General features: G+C 41.2%; 21 protein-coding genes. 12 read left to right on the top strand and 9 right to left on the bottom strand.

The window, feature by feature from the left end; all coding sequences use genetic code 11:
* Complete coding sequence (locus A6755_RS21565; protein ID WP_063592653.1) at positions 1-456, top strand: GNAT family N-acetyltransferase; 456 nt, start codon at positions 1-3, stop codon at positions 454-456.
* A 64-nt stretch (positions 457-520) separates the two neighbouring features.
* Positions 521-661: a hypothetical protein gene (locus tag A6755_RS27265; RefSeq protein WP_161784889.1), complete on the top strand. Its 141-nt coding sequence runs from the start codon at positions 521-523 to the stop codon at positions 659-661.
* Between the two features lie 49 nt (positions 662-710).
* Here A6755_RS27265 and A6755_RS21560 read toward each other — a convergent pair whose 3' ends face one another.
* Positions 711-1,289, bottom strand: coding sequence for a GNAT family N-acetyltransferase (locus tag A6755_RS21560; protein ID WP_063591910.1), 579 nt, complete (start codon positions 1,287-1,289; stop codon positions 711-713).
* A 103-nt stretch (positions 1,290-1,392) separates the two neighbouring features.
* Between A6755_RS21560 and pdxR the strand changes: the two genes are divergently transcribed.
* A complete protein-coding gene (gene pdxR / locus A6755_RS21555; RefSeq protein ID WP_063591909.1) occupies positions 1,393-2,784 on the top strand; it encodes a MocR-like pyridoxine biosynthesis transcription factor PdxR in 1,392 nt (463 codons plus the stop codon).
* Between the two features lie 65 nt (positions 2,785-2,849).
* Here pdxR and A6755_RS21550 read toward each other — a convergent pair whose 3' ends face one another.
* Together A6755_RS21550 and A6755_RS21545 are read right to left on the bottom strand one after the other, a co-directional pair.
* Positions 2,850-3,269 (bottom strand): MarR family winged helix-turn-helix transcriptional regulator, encoded by a 420-nt coding sequence (locus tag A6755_RS21550; protein ID WP_034314851.1) that lies wholly within the window; start codon positions 3,267-3,269, stop codon positions 2,850-2,852.
* Between the two features lie 670 nt (positions 3,270-3,939).
* The gene (locus A6755_RS21545; protein ID WP_057275739.1) at positions 3,940-4,143 is read right to left on the bottom strand and encodes a hypothetical protein; all 204 of its coding nucleotides are present in this window, start codon (positions 4,141-4,143) and stop codon (positions 3,940-3,942) included.
* 128 nt (positions 4,144-4,271) lie between these two features.
* Here A6755_RS21545 and ytvI point away from each other — a divergent pair, with 128 nt between their 5' ends.
* Positions 4,272-5,315: a sporulation integral membrane protein YtvI gene (ytvI, locus tag A6755_RS21540; RefSeq protein ID WP_084738031.1), complete on the top strand. Its 1,044-nt coding sequence runs from the start codon at positions 4,272-4,274 to the stop codon at positions 5,313-5,315.
* A 343-nt stretch (positions 5,316-5,658) separates the two neighbouring features.
* Here the strand turns inward: ytvI and A6755_RS21535 are convergent, their stop codons facing one another.
* Complete coding sequence (locus tag A6755_RS21535; RefSeq protein WP_034314845.1) at positions 5,659-7,011, bottom strand: hemolysin family protein; 1,353 nt, start codon at positions 7,009-7,011, stop codon at positions 5,659-5,661.
* Positions 7,012-7,629: 618 nt separating this feature from the next.
* Here A6755_RS21535 and A6755_RS21530 point away from each other — a divergent pair.
* The 4 genes from A6755_RS21530 to uptA all read left to right on the top strand — a co-directional run bounded on the left by A6755_RS21530 (position 7,630) and on the right by uptA (position 10,059).
* The gene (locus A6755_RS21530; protein ID WP_048678063.1) at positions 7,630-8,202 is read left to right on the top strand and encodes a YitT family protein; all 573 of its coding nucleotides are present in this window, start codon (positions 7,630-7,632) and stop codon (positions 8,200-8,202) included.
* 94 nt (positions 8,203-8,296) lie between these two features.
* Positions 8,297-9,010: a FixH family protein gene (locus tag A6755_RS21525; RefSeq protein WP_063591908.1), complete on the top strand. Its 714-nt coding sequence runs from the start codon at positions 8,297-8,299 to the stop codon at positions 9,008-9,010.
* Between the two features lie 92 nt (positions 9,011-9,102).
* Positions 9,103-9,267 (top strand): hypothetical protein, encoded by a 165-nt coding sequence (locus A6755_RS27260; RefSeq protein ID WP_156319568.1) that lies wholly within the window; start codon positions 9,103-9,105, stop codon positions 9,265-9,267.
* 162 nt (positions 9,268-9,429) lie between these two features.
* The gene (uptA, locus tag A6755_RS21520; protein WP_063592651.1) at positions 9,430-10,059 is read left to right on the top strand and encodes an undecaprenyl phosphate transporter UptA; all 630 of its coding nucleotides are present in this window, start codon (positions 9,430-9,432) and stop codon (positions 10,057-10,059) included.
* Between the two features lie 58 nt (positions 10,060-10,117).
* On the opposite strand, the gene A6755_RS21515 is transcribed toward uptA, so the two are convergent.
* The 4 genes from A6755_RS21515 to A6755_RS21500 form a co-directional block, all read right to left on the bottom strand.
* Complete coding sequence (locus A6755_RS21515) at positions 10,118-11,449, bottom strand: hemolysin family protein (RefSeq protein ID WP_063591907.1); 1,332 nt, start codon at positions 11,447-11,449, stop codon at positions 10,118-10,120.
* A 274-nt stretch (positions 11,450-11,723) separates the two neighbouring features.
* Positions 11,724-12,833: a sensor histidine kinase gene (locus A6755_RS21510; RefSeq protein ID WP_063591906.1), complete on the bottom strand. Its 1,110-nt coding sequence runs from the start codon at positions 12,831-12,833 to the stop codon at positions 11,724-11,726.
* 236 nt (positions 12,834-13,069) lie between these two features.
* Entirely contained in the window at positions 13,070-13,963 is an 894-nt protein-coding gene (locus tag A6755_RS21505; protein WP_063591905.1) for a cation diffusion facilitator family transporter, read from the bottom strand.
* A 473-nt stretch (positions 13,964-14,436) separates the two neighbouring features.
* On the bottom strand, positions 14,437-14,961 hold the full coding sequence (locus tag A6755_RS21500) for a universal stress protein (protein ID WP_063591904.1): 525 nt from the start codon (positions 14,959-14,961) through the stop codon (positions 14,437-14,439).
* 318 nt (positions 14,962-15,279) lie between these two features.
* Between A6755_RS21500 and A6755_RS21495 the strand changes: the two genes are divergently transcribed.
* Entirely contained in the window at positions 15,280-17,277 is a 1,998-nt protein-coding gene (locus tag A6755_RS21495; protein ID WP_244889703.1) for a transglycosylase domain-containing protein, read from the top strand.
* A 188-nt stretch (positions 17,278-17,465) separates the two neighbouring features.
* On the opposite strand, the gene A6755_RS21490 is transcribed toward A6755_RS21495, so the two are convergent.
* Entirely contained in the window at positions 17,466-17,774 is a 309-nt protein-coding gene (locus A6755_RS21490; RefSeq protein WP_034314818.1) for a hypothetical protein, read from the bottom strand.
* A 195-nt stretch (positions 17,775-17,969) separates the two neighbouring features.
* On the opposite strand from A6755_RS21490, the gene iadA reads away from it, so the two are divergent.
* The 3 genes from iadA (at position 17,970) to A6755_RS21475 (ending at position 22,304) form a co-directional block, all read left to right on the top strand.
* Positions 17,970-19,145: a beta-aspartyl-peptidase gene (iadA, locus tag A6755_RS21485; protein ID WP_063591902.1), complete on the top strand. Its 1,176-nt coding sequence runs from the start codon at positions 17,970-17,972 to the stop codon at positions 19,143-19,145.
* 1,063 nt (positions 19,146-20,208) lie between these two features.
* On the top strand, positions 20,209-21,321 hold the full coding sequence (gene pdhA / locus A6755_RS21480; protein ID WP_241636849.1) for a pyruvate dehydrogenase (acetyl-transferring) E1 component subunit alpha: 1,113 nt from the start codon (positions 20,209-20,211) through the stop codon (positions 21,319-21,321).
* Positions 21,321-22,304, top strand: a complete 984-nt coding sequence (locus A6755_RS21475; protein ID WP_063592649.1) for an alpha-ketoacid dehydrogenase subunit beta — start codon at positions 21,321-21,323, stop codon at positions 22,302-22,304. The genes pdhA and A6755_RS21475 overlap by 1 nt, the downstream gene beginning before the upstream one ends.
* Positions 22,305-22,308 lie beyond the last annotated feature (4 nt).

The raw sequence follows: 22,308 nt of genomic DNA, 5'->3' as shown, positions 1-22,308 counted from the left end.
ATGGAGATAAGGGAATTATTCTTGGAGGAGCCACCCCCGATGCATTTATTGCTTTTGGCAGATCCTTCAAGGAAATTGGTCGAGGAATATTTGGGAAGCGGAACGTGCTTTGTTGCCGTGAGTGATAAACGGATGATCGGCGTTTGTGTTTTACTGCAAAAAGGCCCGGAACTGATAGAGATAATGAACATAGCGGTCGATGAACAGTACCATGGAAGAGGAATCGGCAGGCAATTGATCGAACATGCGATAGGCCATGCAAGGGAACAGGGATATAAAATGATTGAAATCGGAACGGGGAATTCGGGGATAGGGCAGCTTGCCCTTTACCAAAAATGCGGTTTTAGAATAACTGGGGTCGATCGGGATTTTTTTACTAGAAACTATTCCGAGGCCATTTATGAAAATGGGATTCAGTGCCAGGATATGATTCGCTTGTCACAAAGCTTGGACTAAGCAAGGATCATCCAAGTCTGACGGAAAAGCTTTACTGACAAAAGGGTGCTAGGGGGTAATGAACTTGTTCTTTGGTGATATGATTTATCTTCTTTTTGCTTTACTAATGCCATTTTTATTTGCGATTGGTGTTTTCATATTCATTCGATCAACGAAAAGGCAAAAGGATTCTTTATCGGAAATTCGTGAAGTCTCACATGAATAATAGCAGCAAGAGAAAAGAGTGCAAAAAAACGGCACTCTTTTTCTCATTTTCACCTTTCTAAAAAAGCTTCCAAATTCCTTTTCACACTGGGCCATTCATGCTCGAGAATACTATAGACCACCGTGTTCCTGATCCTCCCATCTTGCAGTTTTTTCTCCATCCTCAAAATGCCTTCTTCAAGGGCGCCGAGCCTGGTTATTGCGGCACGCGATCTTTTGTTGCATTCGTCCGTCCTGAATTCAACCCGTTTCATTTGCCACTTTTCAAAAGCATGCTGCAATAACAAGTACTTACATTCAGTGTTAATGGCTGTACGCCATTTGTCGGGATGATACCAAGTCGCGCCGATTTCCAGCGATTGATTATGAAAGTGAATATTCCTTAAGCTCGTGCTCCCAACTACCGAATCAACTGTCCGATCGATAACGACAAATGGATGATGAAGTTCCTGTTCCCTTGCTCGAATGCCTTCCTTTACATAGGAGATCGCCTCTTCATATGACAAAATCTTTGTTGCACTCCATTTCCATATTTCAGATGGCAGGGAAGCGGCGTAAAGCGGTTCGATATGATGTTCCATCATCGGGGTGAGTATCACGTGTTTACCGTATAATTCGAAATGCTCCATAGTTTCCTCCTATTGATTGATATCTTCATTATAAAAATATTCTGGTTCTGCAATAAGGACCAATGCTGATATAATTTATGGAACCAGTTTGAAGGAGGACCAAATGTTTGAAATCACTCTAACCCTAGATAAAACGAACAAAGAAGCTTTATATGTGCAATTGTATAAATACTTTATAAAGGAAATCCAGAATGGACAAATAAAGGCCGGAATGAAACTGCCTTCTAAACGAAAACTGGCCTTGCATTTAGGGATAGGCCTGAATACAGTTGATACGGCTTATCAGCAGTTGATGGCAGAAGGATATGTGGAAAGTCAATTAAGGAAAGGTTACTACGTAGCCGATTTAGAACCGATTTCAGCTTTGAATGAGCCATTGCCTGTTACAGAAGGGATAATGGACCCTCTCAATGAAAGAAATGAGATAGATTACAATCATGGCCGGGTGGACGTGGATTCTTTCCCGCATGCCGTATGGAAAAAATGCTTGAATAATACGTTGTATCTACACGAAAGGGAAATGTTCATGAGCGGTGATCCACAAGGGGAATGGGGGCTTAGGGCTGAGATTTCATCCTATCTATTCCAATCAAGAGGAGTTCGCTGCGGGGCTGATCAAATCATCATTGGGGCAGGTACCCAGTATTTCATCCATCTTCTGCGGTTACTACTTGGAAATGAGCGGGTATTTGGGTTAGAAGATCCTGGCTTTCATCGGGTAAGGGAGGTACTGAGGATGGAGGGGGCTGTTACGGAATTCATACCTTTGGATGAAAGTGGAATGAGTGTGGACTCATTGAAAGAGAGTACAGCGGATGTAGCCTATGTAACGCCTTCCCATCAATTTCCTTCCGGTATGATCATGCCGGTAACTAGACGGGTGGAATTATTGAATTGGGCGGTGGAAAAAAAAGGTTATGTTATTGAGGATGATTATGACGGGGAATTCCGACATGCAGGCAAACCGATTCCGTCGTTGCAGGGGTTGGACACAAATGGAAGGGTCGTCTACCTAGGCACGTTTTCAAAGTCGTTCATCCCATCGATCAGGGTGGGATTTATGGTGTTACCCATGGAGTTGTCTTGCCGATTTCAGCAGAAGTTAATCGGATATAAACAGACCGTTTCCAGACTGATTCAGGAAACGCTCTGTCTTTTTATGAAAAATGGACATTGGGAACGCCATCTGAATAAAATGCGAACGATTTATCGTAAAAAGAATAAGGTGCTGTTGAACGCAATGGAAGAGAGCTTCCATGATCGTGTAGCCATAATCGGTGAAAAGTCAGGATTGCACGTTCTTTTAAACGTAAAAAACGGCAGCAGTGAGACAGAGCTCATCCAAAGGGCTGCCAGTGTTGGGGTTAAAGTCCACCCAACATCGGTTTATCATTCAAAGAAAGTGAAAGATCCGACTATTTTGATTGGGTACGGTGGTTTAACCGAAAGGGAAATCGAAGCTGGAATCCGGCTTTTAAAAAAGGCATGGCTATAGCTTGGTGTGAAAGTGAGGAAATTCCTTGCTTCACACTTATTCTAAAATGATACAAGCTATCCATTTTAGTTTCTTATATTATTGAGGATTTTAAGGACCGTCTGGAAAAATACTTCCTGTTCTTCTTCAGTAATGCCTTCCAAGGCCTTTCCTTCGATTTTTTCTGCAATCTTAAGACATTTTGTATGTACCTCTTTGCCCCGGGGGGTCAGTTCTATTCGTTTTTCCTGTTCATCTTTACCAGGAACTTGTTTAATCATATTATTCTGTTCCATGCTGTTGACCGAACGTGTGATGATCACACTGTCTACATCCAGGTAACTGCAAATATCGGGGATTGTGGAATAGCCACAGTTCTTTAAGTAATTCAGGATTGTCCACTGATTATGGTAAATTTCAAGGGCTGTAATTTGTTCATTCATTTTGCTGACTAATGATCTCGATACTTGTAAATATTGATGAAATAATTGAGTAGGGTTCGTCATATGATTCTCCTTTATAATGGTCGACCAGTCCATTATATTCTTTAATTCTTAAAAGTCTATTGTAAAGAATCATTTATTTCAGTCAATGTTTATTTTTGGAAGCAAAGCGGGGAAGGGTAAAATTCTGGCAATATGAATGAATTGATTGAAAGCTCAGTCTTCCCAAATCTCAAACAACAAAGGGGGAAGCATCTGTACAATCACAAGAAGAACCTTAATCATGATGGAATATATTTCAGCCTAGAGACAAATTCGAGAATTCATGTTTGCCTACAGTTTTTTTGTGGTTTCTCCATTTGGGCATTTATTTCCGTTCCAGGCACTCGCTTTCCGCGGGCGGTCCGGGGAGCCTCCTCGGCTTGCACCTGCGGGATCTCCCTTGGACACGCTTTTCCCGCAGGAGTCTCGAACACCCGCTCCAATCAACTTTGTTATAACATTTAGTTAGAAACCATACCTGAGGAGTTGAAGGTGCTGCCGGTACATCAATTAAAGATAGTTACACTTTCCGGACCCCTTTTAGCTACTGCTTGTAATATATGATGGGAAGAATATATTACTCTTTGAAATGGTCCATAAGTGCCGACGAAATTGGTAAAAGTATAAAACGCACTGAATGCAGTATATCCTGCAAACAAAAACCAGCCTCTAAAAAGTGGCTGGTTTTTGTTTAAAACTTCTCGCTGGTGGAGCGGTGCTTTGTTTCTTTTTTATTTCGTTCTTCTTGATGCTCATATTTAATTTCATCAATTGGTAAATCATCAATGGGCATGACCACTTGATCACGTTCCAGCTGTTTCTCCTGATTTTTCTTGAAGGCCTTGGATTTATCATTACGCTCCTCAAGATACTTTTCTTTATCTTTATTATCCAATGTGAATCCCTCCATCTCTTTGTATCTCTTTTTCCCCTTATTGAGAAAATAAAACGTATAAGCGAAATATATGTGTCCCCGTTTCATAAATATAAGGAGAACAGGAAGGTGCAAGGAGGGTTTGTTCAGTGAATGTCGCTGTCTTTTTTCGCTGGTTTTGGAGGGGAATACTCCTTCTAGTCATATTAATCGTCATTCCCTATTCATGGGCGTTGATTTTAGCGCTGCTCACCGCCATTCTTTTGGATGGGTTGGTCCGCATGATTGGTGAAACGGCAAAGATGCATCGTTTTTGGGCAGTATTGATTTCATTTGTTTTATATGTAGGTGGGCTTATGAGCATCACTTATTATTCTTTTTCAGTATTAATCAAGAAGGTCATTGTCTATTCGGAAGAATTTCCCGGTTTCATACGTGAAGTGTATTTGACGGCTATATTGCCAGTCATTAGGCAATGGGAACGGTATTCGCAAACTTTGCCGACAAACCTCATTCAATCGGTAGAGCAGACGATGGAAAAGGGAGTCATGGCTCTGGAGGGGTTCACAGAGGGCTTTGTTCAGGATATGGTCCAGTTCGTTACACTCATTCCGGGATTTTTCATTGACTTTTTAATTTACTTAATCGCTTTATTCTTATTCAGTCTTGAATTGCCTAAATTAAGAAAAAAGGCAGCCCTTTATTTAAAGACATCCACCTATCAAAAAATTTCGCTAGTTTATCAAGATTTAAGGATGGCAGCCGTAGGCTTCATAAAGGCACAAATCCTGTTGAGTTTAATAACGTTCATCATGGCTTATGGAGGACTATGGTTGTTAAATGTGAAGTATATGATTCCATTGGCAATGTTAATAGTGGTGGTGGACATTCTTCCTATCTTGGGGACGGGATCTGTGCTGGTTCCTTGGGCAGCGATTGTTTGGGCTCAAGGAAATCATCATCTTGGTGTTGGCCTCATCATTCTATTTCTGGTCATTACCATCATAAGAAGGACAATCGAACCAAAAATCTATTCAGCAAATATGGGGTTGAGCCCATTGGCATCGTTGGTCAGTCTTTATTTAGGGTTTAAGATGCTTGGTTTCCTTGGGCTTTTCCTTGGACCTTCGATACTGATTGTTTATGATACGCTAAAGAGGGCAGGTGTCATTAAAACCAACTTCAAAATATGAAAGATTATTAGATGTTTTTGGCCTGATTTCTTAAATTTGACATATCTTTTACGGCTTTACCTTGACCGTTGCAATGATTGCAGTCCCGGGAAAAGAATTGAAGATAACGGGTTTTCCCTTTCCCTTTGCAGTGCTGGCAAATGGTTATGAGTTTCATGATTCTTCACTCCTTCAAAAAGTATCGCTTTTTTATCAGTATGAAACAATAAAGGTAGAACTATACTTCATGTAATCATCCAATGCTAAATGAAGCAGGTTTTATATAATATGTATTTATTTTATTTCATGTACCAGTTGAAAAAAATAACCCCCGCTCCTATTGTTTTAGGAACGGGGGTTATTATCATGAAACGATTTCGGTTTGTGATATGATCGGGAATTCTTTCACTTCGCTTACGACTTTTGCTTGTTTAAATATTTCAATATAACGAATATGGTGATCTTCCATTTCCTTTATCCTGAAGTTATAGGGACCATAAGTCAGGATATCACCTTGTTTGGCCTCATAATCCTCCGTAAGGATCCATCCGCCCATCGTATCAATATCTTCATCATTGATATCCAATCCAAGTAAATCATTCACTTCACTTACTAATACCTTGGCATCGATGATGTAGTGATCTTCTTTTAATTTGCGGACATCGGGAACTTCATCCAGGTCGAATTCATCGCGGATATCGCCAACGATTTCTTCAAGGATATCTTCAACGGTAACCAAACCTGACGTACCGCCGTATTCATCCATGAGGATGGCCATGTGGATCCGTTCCTTTTGCATTTTTAAAAGTAAATCGTGAATCGGGATACTGTCAATGACACGGATGATTGGACGAACATATCGGTCGATCGTTGACGCTGCCTGATTGTTTCTGTCTATCATTTCAGTGAATAGCTCTTTGATATTGACCATTCCGATAACATGATCCTTATCACCATCAATGACAGGATATCGCGTAAAATTCTCTTCCGCCATTACGGTGAAAAACTGCTGGATCGTATCATCTTTGGATACCGTTGCAATTTCTGTACGTGGAACCATGATTTCTTTTGCGATCCGATCATCGAATTCAAAAATCTTATTCACATATTTAAACTCTGATTGGTTAATTTCGCCACTTTTGTAGCTTTCGGAAACAATGATTCGAAGCTCTTCTTCTGTATGAGCCAAATCATGTTCGGAAACCGCTTTTAATCCTAGCATTCTTGTAAGCGTCCTTGCAGAGCCATTCAGTACCCAGATGAATGGATACATGACTTTGTTAAAGGCAATTAAAGGTTTCGAAACCAATAATGTTACTTGCTCCGCTTTTTGAATCGCCAATGTTTTCGGTGCCAATTCTCCAACAACGACATGTATGAACGTAATGAAAGAAAAGGCAATTGCAACCGAGAGTGCATGTGAAGCTGAATTTGGAAGATTCAATTGATTCAAGAGTGGGTGCAAAATGCTTTCAACTGTCGGTTCCCCAAGGAATCCAAGCCCTAGAGCTGTAACGGTAATTCCGAGCTGACAAGTTGAGAGGTATTCATCCAGGTTGGAGATGACCTTCTTTGCTGAAATGGCATTCCTCGTTCCTTCTTCAATTAATTGATCGACCCTCGTGCTTCTCACTTTAACAATCGCAAACTCCGTAGCTACAAAAAATGCTGTTAAAGCAATTAAAATGGCAATAAGAACCAAGTTTATTATGTCCAAATAGTCTCCCTTAACTCGCCTTCGAGACGAATAAGGAGTACACCTCCTACATTTTTAAAATATACAAGTATATTTTTTTTGCCGTGCTGAATATTTTCGGGATTGCTTCAAAAAGGCCTGTGGCCATGGATGTGCAGCCGCTTGAACTCCCATTTCTTTTAGTGATGAAGAGAATAATAGTATATGCCGATTAGCGATGCGTAGACGGGAAATAGAAGAATTTCTGTCTGAAGGAGTGCAGCCATTTTCCAAAAGGATGCACATATCCGTTACGCAAAGCAGCGCCTGTCCGTCAAAACGAACATTCTTTAATGCCCCATCAAATCACCTCAATCTAATTAATTTAAATACTTTCATTATAGAAAGAGTTAATCATTCAGTCAAACAGCTTACGGCACCATAAATCCGGTAAATTGCTTGTAAAGGATCAGTTTGAGCTAATAATTAGCTGTTTTTGACTGTTTTCTCTACTTTATTGTAACATATTATAGAATATTCAGAAAACTAAGGGCCGTTTCATAAAAAATTGTTCAGTTTCATTATTTTTTTGATGGTACAAACATATTCTATAGAAACCAAGACAAGTTTTAAATGCAAGAATTAAAGGGGGTGGCAGCCATGAAAATCATGGAACGGATGGCAGCGATCATTGCCGGCAGCATGCTTGTAGGTGTGGGAATCAATTTTTTTCTGATACCTTATCATTTATTGGATGGAGGCATGATAGGGATTGGGCTGATTTTTCATTACTATATAGGACTTCCGACAGGACTGGGTGTGATTTTGAGCAGCATTCCATTATATATATATGCTTGGTACTTTGAAAAAAAATTATTCCTGAACAGCTTGCATGGCTTGCTTTTTTCCTCTTTATGCATCGATATTTTTTCCGACGCTGTCACAGGATGGAACCTCCCCATTTATGTAAGTGCGATAATCGGGGGAGGGTTGATTGGACTTGGAATCGGTTTAATGCTCCGGTATGGGACCTCTACAGGCGGAACCGATATGTTGGCACAGATCCTTTCCAGGAAAAGTGGACTCAATGTAGGTCTGCTGATTTTTTTCATTGATGGGTGTGTACTGCTTTGCGGATTGAGCGTTGTGGGGACTTCAATCTTTTTATATTCATTTTTAACGATCATCGCGGTAGCCATGCTGACTTCAGTCACCGTAATGCGAACCATTTGATGTAAAATTATGTATAAAAATCTGAAAAAAGGAAAGGATGGGCAATATGAAGAGGACAGATTTTTAGTCTAATAAATAGTAAAGGGAAGTTCATATGAAAAAACTTTATATGTGTACTGCGTTGTTAGTTATGCTGGCAGGGTGTCAAGAGTCTGAAATGCCAGAGGATAAGGAAGTGAACAGTGCTGTTCCAGAATCGATGGATGCATCAATTGTCATTAAAGGGAAGGTGGAGCCTGGAAAAGAAGTCATTCTTGAAACGACAGTGAAACAGGGAAGCCAATTGGTGAATGAAGCTGATGAGGTGCTGTTTGAAGTGAGAAAGTCCGGACAGGATAAACGGGAAATGCTTGAAGCAAAGAATACTGGAAGTGGCATGTATCAAGTGATGCATACTTTTGACGAACAAGGCAAATATATTGTAGTGTCCCATGTAACGGCTGAAGGCCTTCATGTAATGCCTGAAAAAGAAGTTGTCGTTCCAGGACATGAAAGTGAAGGTGCATCGGTTCATCCTAGTACGGATGTATCTATCGGGTTTCAAAGTAACCCTGTAAAGGCAGGAAACAGTTCGAACTTTGAAGCGACGGTTGAATTGAATGGGAAGCCGCTGACAAATGCAGATGTGAATTTCGAGGTGTGGAAGGAAGGCAGCGAAGAGAGTCATTTCACCAAAGCTGAAGAAGATGGGAATGGAACATATCTAAATAAGGTATCTTTCGAAGAAGCGGGAACCTATAAGGTCCAGGTCCATGTTGAAAAAGACGAAGTGCATGAACACCAACTGCAAACCATTCATGTCAATTGATTGTTTTTTGGATCGAATCGATTAAACAGGTTTTATTACTTCGTTAAATGGGAAGTTAAAGGATAACGGTACAGCAGAAAAGGAGGGTAAGCATGAATAATCAAATAATCAACAAGTATAAAGATCTCGGGATTCATATTGAAAAAACGAAATCACGGCAGGAGATTTTCACTAATGTTTCACAAAATGATTCATCCTTACTCACTACCGCTGTTTTTTCTCAAATTTCCCAAAAAGGGGAGCTAAAAGAATATTGATGTAAAGAGACCGGAGTACATAGCAGCTGGTCTTTTTTTGTGCAATCCTGAATGTGGTGCCTTGTGAAACTGGATATGAAAAATCGAATAGAACGTTATGAGCTGAATAGGATAGAAGGACAAACAATTTGAAATTAGCGGTAAGGGGAGTCCGATAGCATGATATCACAGCTTATTATGACGATATTGAATTGGTTTGCGGAAATGGGCTATATGGGGATTTTATTGGGGCTGATGGTTGAAATCATCCCGAGTGAGCTTGTTCTTGGATACGGTGGTTATGTGGTCGGTCTGGGGAAAATGAATTTTTGGGGAGCTGTTCTTGCCGGTGTGGCAGGCGGGACGATGGCACAATTATTTCTCTATTGGGCGGGGTATTATGGAGGAAGGCCCTTTCTCTTGAAATATGGAAAATATATTCTAATTAAAGAAAATCATATTGTACATGCTGAAGAGTGGTTTAAGCGGTATGGCGTGGGCGTGGTTTTTACGGCTCGATTCATTCCGGTTGTTCGTCATGCCATTTCCATCCCTGCCGGAATTGCGAGGATGTCAGTATGGAAGTTTATATTTTATACGGTTGCGGCTGTCATACCTTGGACCATATTGTTCCTGACCTTAGGAAGGATCCTCGGCGAGAATTGGCAGCAAATCCGGGAAATAACTGAACCCTATCTAATACCGGCTGCTGGTTTTTCCTTTATCCTCATCATGCTGTATATCTTATGGAAAAAAAAGAGCACACCTCCAATTGTAACGGTCAAAAAAATGGGACGGTTTCCCGATAAATGAACAAATCGTTAAAAAAACAGCCACGTAAAATAACCTTTTACGTGGCTGTTTTTGATCATTAACCTTGGGTAAGATCCTCTTCAAGAGGAAGATGTACGACCTTTTTTGTAACCTCGATGGAACGGATGGCGTGATCTTCCATTTCAATCACTTTAAAGCAGAATCCGTCTTTTTCCATGATGTCCCCTACCTTCACATCATAGTTTTCAGTAAGGACCCATCCGCCTATAGTATCGACATCATCTTCTTCCAAGTGAATGCCAAGGAGATCATTCACTTCCTTTACAAGAAGTTTAGAGTCCAAAATATAATGTCCTTCTTTAATTTTCCTGATTGAGGCAACTTCATCGATATCGAATTCATCACGAATTTCCCCAACGATTTCCTCGAGGATATCCTCGACTGTGACAAGTCCGGAAGTTCCGCCGTATTCATCCATCAAAATAGCCATATGAATGCGTTCTTTTTGCATTTTTAACAACAAATCGTGAATTGGTATATTTTCCATTACCCGAATGATCGGACGAGCGTAATTTTCAATCGCTTTGATATGGATTTCCCGGTTCTTGATAAGATCCGAGAAAACTTCCTTTAAGTTCACTAGGCCGATGACATGGTCTTTATCACCTTCGACAACAGGATATCTAGTGTATTTTTCCAATTTGGCCACATCGACGAATTCCTGTACCGTTTCATCCTTGGATATGGTCATGATTTCTGTCCGTGGAACCATGATTTCCTTGGCAACTCGATCATCGAATTCAAAGATGTTATTTACATATTTAAATTCCGACTGGTTAATCTCCCCGCTTTTATAGCTATCTGAAAGGATGAAACGCAATTCTTCTTCCGTATGGGCTATTTCGCTTTCGGATGCTGGCTTAAAGCCAAATAATCCGACAACGAATCGGGAAGAATGATTCAAGGCCCAGATGAAGGGAAAGGCTATCTTATGGAAAAAAATCAGCGGGCCGGCAATTGCCAAGGTCACTTGCTCAGCCTTTTGGATGGCAACCGTCTTTGGAGCCAATTCACCTACAACCACATTCAGGAACGTAATCAGGGAAAATGAAATGACAAATGTCAGAATGCTTGTAACTTCTGGTGGGATATTCAAGGCATTGAATAAGGGCCCAACCAATTTGAGGACGGTCGGTTGTCCTAGCCACCCCAGTCCAAGGGCAGTAACGGTAATTCCTAGCTGTGTCGCGGATAGGTATTCATCAAGATCGGATGTGACCTTTTTTGCCGCAATGGCTTTTTTGTTTCCTTCTTCAATCAGTTGATCGATCCTGGAGCTGCGAACCCTTATGATCGAAAATTCCGAAGCTACAAAAAAGGCTGTTAAAGCAATTAAAATAATGACAAATAAAAAACTTAATATGTCCAATTAGTGTGGGACTTTATTGAATCGCCAGATGTGCCGAACGATTTAATTATCCCAGTCACCTCCCAAAACCAATAATGAATGAAATGATATCAGTATATAAAATGTTAGATGGAAAAATAATTCGCTATCTTGTATGAAATCTGGTTTTTATTTTCAATCTATAGGATCATTCACCTCGATCAGTAGTGGAACCTTCCTATTAGTATAAGTAACTGGACGTCAATCAGTCAAAAATTTCACACTAAAACCCTAAGGAAAAAAGGATATTTATCCATTATTTAGTTTTTAATTGTATGGAAAAGGTTGTTAGGAAATCGGTAGAGTGACAGGATAATGTTCCTTGATGCTTTAAAACGATTTCTTTACAGACGAATAATCCCAATCCCGTTCCTCTTTTTTTTGTGGTGATGAATGGCTCAAAAATATTCGGCAGGACGTCGTCAGGTATCTTCGGCCCATTATTCGATATATTTAAAGTAAGAATGCCGGGTGGCGATTCAGAGCCTGAAATGTAAATGGATGGGGAAGGCATCCCTGCAACCACATCAAGAGCATTTAATATAATATTTAGTAAAACTTGACGGAATTCTTCTTTAGAACCCGAAATTACGGCATCCTCGGCAATATTGCATGTAATGGAAGCATTAACTTCCAAAATGCTGGGATATAAAAATTCGATCACCTCATTCACAAGCTGAGCAATGGAAAATAGATCAGCTTGTGTTGTTGAAGTCTCCTTTTTGGAAATATTAAGAAATTGCGTGATCCGGTAATTGAGCTGATCCAATTCCTTTGAAATGATATCAAGGTACTTTATCTCAGGTTGTTCTGCCTGTAATAATTGTATGAACCCCATGATGGAAGTCAGTGGATTTCTGAATTCATGGACAAAGCTTGAGGTCATTTGGCCAAGGAGCGTCAAACGGTCTTTATGGTTTGGGCTTATGAATTGATAGCGTTCTTCAAGTTCCATCGTTTTCAATTCGGTATAATGGGATAATGCAAAATGAATGAGTTTATCGAAGTAAACGTTTACCCGTTTTATTAGAGCCGATATTTCTTCTTTGTGTGCGCCGGAATTCAAAATGTGCTCTATGATGACGGATCTCCCGATGGTTACAGTGGAAAAGAAATTTTCCATATCCAATTGCTTAGTAACGCGATCAGCCGCAATTTTTTCCCCTACGACCTTCAGTACATCGTCTATGTCAGTATCCGATTTTCCAACCTGATCCATTAGAAAATTAAAAATATTTTCCACTTCTCCTTTGAAATACCCCAGATATCCGTCCGGTAAATGCAGCAACTCATCTTTCCATTTGGAAATGATACTGTTTTTTTGAGAAGATAAAAAGTGAATGGTCATTTCTCGATTAGATACCATTTTGCCCTCCATACTATAGGAAAATGAATTTACTTTTGAACCAGAAAGTACTTTATTTGAATGAAATTACAAAATATCAAAATAATTACAACTTGTTTTCATGATAACAGATTACTGTTCCTTTAACATGTGTCAATTGGATAAATATTCGGCAATCAATCAATAAATACCTTTTTTTGACACAGTTTTATTACAGTAATTACAGGAATAAATAACAAAAAAAGGTATCCGTAAAGTTAATGACGGTTACCTTTTTTATGAAATGCATATGGTTCGATGTGTACGATCACATGCTGGATATTATATTCCTTCAAAAGATTTTCTTCGATTCTAACTGTAATATCATGACCTTGGATGACGGTCAAAAGAGGGTTGACATGAACGGTAGTTTCGAGCAGGATTTCACTTCCGTGCATCCGTGCTTTAATTTCACTCATGTCTTTAACACCCTCTGTCAATATAATGGTTTGTCCGATCTTTTGCAGGAGCTGCTCGTCGAAACCATCGGTTAAAGAGATGGACGCATCACGAAAGATATCCCAGGCCGTTTTGCATATAATGACCCCAACGACTGCTGCAGCTATCGCATCCAGCCAAGGGATTCCCAACTTAGTACCGATGATTCCAATGAAAGCACCAACACTGACAAGGGCATCGGAACGATTATCCTGAGCAACGGCATAGATGGAAGAGCTGTTGATTTTTTTACTTAATGTAAGGTTATAACGGTAGGTTCCGTACATGAAGATGGCAGAGAATAGAGCGACATAACCGGTCAGCATACTGGGTACGGTTGTTGAATCTTGGTGAAAGAAGGATTCAATGGCACTGTATATAACCTGAAGGCCCACAGTGATCATGATGAAGGCAGCTACCAATGACGCTACGGTTTCCGCCCGTAAATGACCATATGAATGATTATCATCAGGAGGTCTCTTTGAAATTTTCAAACCAATCAAAACGGCTATGGAAGCGATGATGTCGGTCGTATTATTTAAACCATCAGCCCAAAGCCCTTTAGAATCACCGAAATAACCAAATGACAATTTAAGAGCAGACAAGAATATGTAAGCGGCAATGCTTATGTAGGCGCCTTTTTCAGCTGATATCGAATGTTTATCCATGTCCATTCCCTCCCCAATGTAAATTAGGCTTAATAAAATCAAACCTTAGTGAGTCTATAGAAAAATTGTCGTATTCTAACTTGGTTATCAGCAGGTGTATTGAAAGTCTGTAAAGAAGTTGGATAAACGAAATGATATTTACATGAAATGGTAAAAGGGTGAGTTTCGATGACATGTACAGTTTTTCTTTAATTGGCATTTAAAGAAACTAATAGATATTCTAACCGATGATCGAAAATTAAATACTTCCATAAGGGGAGCCTAAAGGCTGAGGGTGAACGGTTCTGGTTCAGCCATTTTGAACCTGATAGTCAGCACTGATGCAGGATGTGGTTTTGGGCAGCAATTAGCAACCCGGTGTCTTTAGGCTGCTCCGAATGTAATACTGAAAAAATCCGAAAAAGGCCGGATTCTATATGAATCCGGCCTTTTTCGGAGAATGTATGACTCGAACCAATAGGGAAAAACCCGCTCATTCTTCATTTTGCAATGAATACCGAACATGGTGCGTTTTTCGCAATGGAACTACTTGTACTGCCAAGGAAGAATTTTTCCAAACCGCTTTTATCGCTATTGCCGACAACGATAAGATCAGCTGAATTTCTCGCTGCAAAGTCACATACGCTATCTGGCGCATATCCTTCCAATAGTTCGAATTTCCCCGTCACTTGACATTCACTTAACAATCTCAACGTATTACTTTCTGCGTTCTGAATACTATTCTCGAGGGCGGAGGGGGTGTCATTTACCTTTTGATTTCTTGGCTGGTCAACTTCAACAACAGGATGTGTCTGGACTGGATCCACATAAAATCCGGCAGAGGGCACGAACCCCGGCGCGGAGGCGTTACCCATGATACGCTGTTCAACCTTATCATTTAGGACATGAACGACGGTCAACTCAGCTTTTGGAAAGGCCTTTTTCAATGTTGCTCCATATTCGACGGCCCGTTTACTTTCTTCATTTCCATCAAAAGCGACGACAATATGTTTTAAGTCTTTCATTACTATCATCTCTCCCCTTTATAAGACCTTAATAGTGTTATACCCGCTTTTAAATGGCTTCACGCCTTTAATCGGTATATAGATTGCCTTTTACGGGTAAAGGATAGATACGAGCATTGTTAAAATGGTAGGATGAAAATGCTCCTTCAGTTAATTGGCATACTCAGACGATGAAGGGATATCATCGGCAAGGATGCGATTCACGTGTAAAGTGCTACAAGAAATGAGCGCCTTTTATTCAATCGACGATTTTTCTTTAACAAAAAGGGTAAAATATTTTTAATGAAACATGTCGCAGATGGGAAAATGGGGGTACAAATGAGAGGGTTAGTGAAATTAGGTCTAATTATAATATTGGCGATTGTGGTTTTAGGCGCCGGTTCACTATTGTATTTCAGGCAGGGTGCTGATATAAGTCATCTTGAAAATAGTCTTCAGCAACCGACAGGGATCTATGATCTGGATGGGAATCTGGCCAGTACGATCACGGCAAATAAATCCGAGGGCGTTGCGATAGATGAAATACCGGAACATATGAAACAAGCGGTGGTTTCCATTGAGGATCACCGTTTTTATGAACATCACGGCATAGATTATCAAGGGATCATGCGGGCTTTGGTTAAAAATGCGAAGGCTGGAAGTGTTGTTGAAGGCGGGAGCACGCTCACCCAGCAGCTTGTGAAAATCACGATGCTGGAATCAGATCGAACACTGAAGAGGAAGATAGAAGAGTTTTTTCTAGCCCAGGAAGTTGAAAATAAATATACAAAAGATGAAATCCTGGAAATGTATTTGAATCAAGTTTATTTTGGCCATGGGGCATGGGGAATCAAAAAGGCTGCAAATATTTATTTTTCCAAAGAGGTCTCTGAATTGACCGTTGCCGAGGGAGCTTTGCTGGCGGGAGTCATTAACTTGCCATCCAAACTTGATCCATACAAGAATTTGGATGGTGCAGTGAATCGGCGTGATTTGGTTCTTTCGCGAATGGCGGAACATGGTTATTTGACGAAAGATGAAGAAGCGGCCGCAAAAAAAGATTCGGTGACACTTCTTATGGGGGGAGAGGGAGCCGATCCATTAAGAGGTAAGTATCCTTATTATGTCGATCATGTTTTATCGGAAGCATCGAGTAAATATGGAATTAAGCTTGAGGAGCTGCTTTCAAAGGGGTATAAAATTTACACGACCCTGGACCAGTCCATGCAGCAGGCTACAGAAAGCGTGTATGAGAATTCAGCCAATTTTCCGGTTGGAACGAGTACAGAGGAACTGGTTCAAAGCGGGTCTGTCCTTCTTGATCCTGAAACAGGCGGCATAAAAGCACTTGTCGGCGGGAGGGGTGAACACCAATTCATGGGATATAACCGGGCAACCCAACTGACAAGGTCTCCTGGTTCATCCATTAAACCGCTTGTCGTTTACACGCCGGCTGTTGAAGAGGGATATGATATCACTGACCCTTTAAAGGATGAAAAAATGAGCTTCGGTGAATATGAGCCAACAAACCTGAGTGGTCAATATAAAGGAGAAGTCCCCATGTATGAAGCGGTGATGAATTCCTTGAATGTACCGACGGTTTGGCTATTGAATGAGATTGGCATCGATAGGGGGCTTGATTCACTTAAGCGGTTTGGGATTCCATATGACAAGGATGATCGAAACCTGTCTATCGCTTTAGGAGGGATGAAAAAAGGTGTGTCCCCGCTGCAGATGGCAGGAGCCTTTTCTGCTTTCGCCAACGAAGGAGAACGGATGGAAACCCACGCCATTGTAAGGATAGAAAATGCCGATGGAAAAGAGGTTGCCGCCTGGAAAGAGAAAAGCACCAAAGTGACCTCTGTAGGCGCCGTCGACAAAATGAATGCCATGCTGCTTGGAACAGTGGAATATGGCACAGCGAAAAACGCGGCTGTTTCCGGTTATGAAATAGCAGGTAAAACAGGATCTACACAAGTTCCCATCGAAGGAGTATCAGGGGTTAAAGATCAATGGTTCATCGGTTATTCACCTTCGCTGGTCGGTGCTGTTTGGGCGGGATATGATAAGACGGACGCAAAACATTATCTAACGACACACAGCAGTCAGGGAAGTGCACTCATCTTTCAAAAAATAATGTCGAAAGCCTTACAGAATCAAGCTGCTCAATCTTTTAAAGCTCAAGATATCGGTCCGCTTATAGCAGAACAACAGGCACTTATAGCTGAGCAACAGGAGAAGGAAGAAGAGGAGAAGAGGAGACAATATTGGATAGACAAAGGAAATGAAATACGGGAAGGCTTGAATAAATGGAGGGACTGGGAGGTTCCGTGGTGATTCCCAGGTCCGGAAGCATGATCAAGCCTTTCTAAATCAAATCAACAAAAAAGACTGTCAATAATTGACAGTCTTTCATCATTCTTAAAAAATGAGATTTGCTATTATGCCGATTACGACGATTGCGCCTATCACCATTAAAATGGTTCTCATATAAATACACCCTCTTCAAACGTAGTTGGAATCATTTAAATATTTACGGTTTGGTTCGATTGGAAACGAAATGCACTTTCATCATTTTCTTTACAAATAGCCTGTACTTTTTCAAGCATGGCGTGTACATTCTCGCCTTCAAGTATGACTTTCATCGTTGCACACTCTTGAAGAATGAGCACGAAGGATACGAAAGTCGAAAGTTTCTTGGCATCGACCAATTTATGATTGCAGATAAAATATATATTCCCTTTAAATTCTTTTGTAACTTGATATAGGTTCATGATTTGTCGCATGGATAATCTTTTATTTGTTTGAATGTCAGAAGAAATCACTTTATTCATGTCGTTTACTCCTTTTGTTTTTATACTTTTGGAAAAGCATAATCAAGATGTCAATTCAGCTACAACGTTTAAAAATGAAGAAGTATGTTTTGGACTTTTTTTATGTAATTGTTAGCGGGTCATGTTGTATATTTACCCGCGTGAAAGATTTTGAAACCTATTTGAAAATTTCAATTTTTGGAGGGGGAATGGACAATGCTCACGCTTATTAAAAATGGGGAGCTTTATGGACCGGAATATATGGGCCAAAAAGATATCCTCTTGGTAGGAAAGCAAATTGGCTTCATTGAGGACCAGATTGATGTACCTGCCAATTTCGTTGAAATGAAAGTGATTGATGCGAGTGGTCAAATTGTGGCTCCGGGTTTTATAGATGCCCACGTACATATTATCGGCGGAGGCGGGGAAGGGGGTTTTAAATCGAGGACACCTGAAATCCAATTAACAGATGCCACTTTAGCCGGTATAACGACTTTGGTAGGGGTCATCGGCACAGATGGTACGACAAGGACGATGCCTGCACTGCTCGCTAAAGCGAGAGCGCTTGAAGAAGAAGGAATTAGCTGCTTCGTTCAGACTGGTTCGTATCAAGTTCCAGTCAAGACGTTAACTGGTAAGATCGAGGATGATTTGATTCTTGTGGATAAAATTATCGGTGTTGGCGAAATAGCCATTGCCGATCATCGTTCTTCGCAGCCGACTGCAGCCGAACTCGCTAAACTGGCCTCGCAGGCACGTAATGGAGGTCTGTTATCCGGGAAAAGCGGTATCGTCAATATTCATGTCGGCGACAGTCTAGATCATTTGCACGTAATTGAAGAAGTTGTCGAGACAACGGAAATTCCGATCACTCAGTTCTACCCTACACATATAAACCGAAATCCGCATTTATTCAATGCAGGGGTGGAATATGCAAAAAAAGGGGGGTATATAGATTTTACGACAAGTACAATCCAGAAATTCCTTGAAGAAGGCGAGGTCAAAGCAAGTACAGCAATTAAAATGGCACTAGAAGAAGGCGTTGAAATCGGGCAGATCACCATAACTTCAGATGGGCAAGCCAGCCTGCCTGACTTCGATGGAAGCGGTAACCTGCGCGGTTTGAACATTGGTACATGCATGTCGTTATATGATTGTGTTGTCGATGCGGTCCTCGAGGATGGAGTGGCAATTGCCGATGCCCTACGGGTTGTGACAGAAAACCCGGCAAATATTTTAAAGCTTTCTGCAAAGGGAAAGCTTTCGGTAGGTAAGGACGCCGATATCATCATGATGAATCAACGAACTTTAGAAATAAATAGTGTTATCGCGATGGGGCAGATGATGGTCAAAGATGGCCATGCTGTCGTTAAAGGAACATTTGAAAAATAGACCTTTTCTACCTTTGGGTGCAATTCCCGTTGCGGCTCCTACCCCATCATGAAATGCAAAAAGGGTAACATTGATCTAATTTCGGATTTCTGAAAGAGGGTATGTGTAATGATTTCAACTTCATGCACTCGCTTTCCGCGGGCGGGAGCCTCCTCGGTGCGCCTGCGGGGTCTCCCATGCCACGCTTTTCCCGCAGGAGTCTCGCGCCTTCCGTTCCAATCAACTTTGTGTTATTGAAAAAAATGCTGGCTCGTCTTATTCCGAACCATGTTTAATTGACTAGTTTATCCTTTATGTTTTTTCTTGTATTCCTTAATGGATGGAAGAAATATGCGACACTCCTGCCGAAAAACTGGCTAGCCGAGACCCCGCAGACGCTTGTGTCGAGGAGGCTTGGCAGACAGTCGGCGGAAAGGGAGCGGATTTCTGAAATCAACTGGAATTTTTAAAGAAAAAACTGCAGGCTGGTCTATTACGAACCAAGTTTTAGACTAGTTTATCCTTCATGTTTTTTCTTGTACTCCTTAATGGATGGAAGAAATATGCGACACTCCTGCCGAAAAACTGGCTAGCCGAGACCCCACAGACGCTTGGCAGGCAGTCGGCGCAAAGGGATGCGGATTTCTGAAATCAACTGTCTGTTGAAAAAACGTAGGCAACTGATTTCTTGGAGTTTTTTTACAGTCTAAGACCCATATATTAATATAATGGGTCTTTTTTGTGCTGGATACTTTTTGGATGAAGGTTCTAAATCTGTCGGGAGCATATCACATTTTGAAGGTAATCATTATGAAATTTCCCATTAAAGGTTCTCATTTTCAAAATGAAGGCGAAGTATCAGAAAACATCTTCTAAATAAAGGTAATATGTAAAAAATTCATTCTATTTAACATATTATTAAAAACATGGATGTATTATCCTTTTATATAAGGAAATGTAGTTTATGAAACAGCATTTAATCACAGACAGAAAGACCAATAAAAACATTTTGGGCTGTTATTTCATGACTGTTCAAAACCTAGGTAAGTTTGCGAAACAAATCTATCTTAAGGGGAGAAATGAAATGGAAAAGACGGGAAACCCAATAATGAAAGCGCATTCAAGTGGAGTTGAGCCGGAAATGTTTCGTGTATTGACTCCTGATGGGGAAATGATTGAAGCGATTGATGGAAAAATCGATAAATCACTTATGTTAAAGATGTATGAGAGCATGCTCCTGCTCAGAACATTTGACCGAAAATCAATAAATCTCCAGCGCCAAGGCAGGATTGGGACTTATGCACCTTTCGAAGGGCAGGAAGCATCCCAAGCAGGAAGCGCTTTAGCATTGTCGGCAGGGGATTGGATGTTTCCCACATACCGTGATCATGGAGCGGCAATCATTCATGGACAGGAATTATACCGTGTTTTCCTATACTGGATGGCGCATTTTGATGGTTCGATTTGTCCAGAAGGAAAAAGGATATTGCCTCCAAGTGTTCCAATTGCCACTCAAATGGTTCATGCAGTTGGAACGGCTTGGGCAAGTAAGCTTAAAGGCGAAAAGAATGTTAGCATCGCCTATTTTGGCGATGGAGCGACTTCTGAAGGGGACTTTCATGAAGCACTGAATTTTGCCGGCGTTTATAAAACCCCGACAATCTTTTTCTGCCAAAATAATGGCTACGCAATCAGTGTCCCTTTTGAAAAGCAATCGGCATCAAAAACAATATCCCAGCGTGCTGCTGCTTATGACATCCATGGGGTGCGGGTGGATGGAAATGATATTTTTGCCGTATGGATGACTGTAAAGGAGGCTGTCGAAAGAGCGCTTAAAGGGGAAGGGCCTACATTAATCGAAGCCATTACCTTTCGCTATGGCGCCCATACTACTGCAGACAATCCGAACATATATCGCGATCAGGACGAAATTTCAACGTTCTGGAGGGAAAACCGCGATCCCATTACACGCCTTAGAAAGTATTTGAATAAAGAGGGTCATTGGAATGAAGAGCAGGAAGAATTGGTGTTAAAGCAATTCAACGAACTGATCGATGCCCACCTTAAAAAGGCCGAAGCGTATCCGAAATCCGACCCGCTCGAAATGTTTAATCATGTATATGCCGAGGAGACATGGCATCTTAAGGAACAGAAGCAGGAATTGAACCAAATCTTAAGGAAAGGCGGGAAGAAATGATGGGCAAAAATTTAACGATGCTCCAGGCTATTACGGAAGCGCTGGACCAAATGCTGGGTCATGATGATCGCGTGATGATCTTGGGTGAGGATATTGGAGTGAATGGCGGGGTTTTTCGAGCGACGGAAGGACTTTATGAGAAGTATGGAAAAGATCGAGTTGTGGATACGCCATTAGCTGAATCCGGAATCATCGGCTCTGCCATTGGTTTGGCTCTTAACGGAATGCTGCCCATAGTGGAGATCCAGTTTCTCGCCTTTATTTATCCGGGTTTCGAGCAGCTCGTTTCCCATGCTGCCCGTATGAGGTATCGTACTCGTGGGCAATTTGGGGTGCCCCTCGTAATCCGTACGCCATATGGTGCCGGAATCAGGGGTCCTGAACTTCATTCCGAAAGTGTCGAAACCTTCTTTGCCCATACTCCGGGTTTAAAGGTGGTTGCACCTAGTAATCCATATGACGCAAAAGGGCTGCTCATATCAGCGCTCGAAGATCCAGATCCAGTGATTTTTTTGGAACCGACTAAATTGTATCGGGCCTTCAAGGAAGAAGTTCCCGATGAAATGTACCGAATACCAATCGGTCAGGCAAAAGTGGTCCAGGAGGGAAGCGACCTGACCATTTTTGCCTGGGGGGCCATGTTAAGGGAGGCATTGAATGCCGCGAAAAGGATTGAAGCAGAAAAAGGCTGGAAGTGTGAAGTGGTCGATCTTAGAACTTTATACCCTTTAGATAGGGATGCGATCGTTCAATCCATTAAAAAGACAGGTCGTGCATTGATCGTCCATGAAGCCCATAAGACGGCCGGATTAGGTGCGGAGATTATCTCCATCATTAATGATGAAGCTCTTATTTACCTGAAAGCGCCGATTAAGCGTGTAACAGGATTTGATGTACCGGTTCCGCCGTTTACAATAGAAGATCATTATTTACCGACTGTTGACCGTGTAAAACAAGGAATTGTCGAAACGTTATCATTTTAATTGA

The sequence above is a fragment of the Peribacillus frigoritolerans genome (genome assembly GCF_001636405.1).
Classification (GTDB): Bacteria; Bacillota; Bacilli; order Bacillales; family DSM-1321; genus Peribacillus; species Peribacillus frigoritolerans.
Note: the sequence above shows the minus strand (reverse complement) of the source record. Positions and strands in the feature narration are given on the sequence as shown.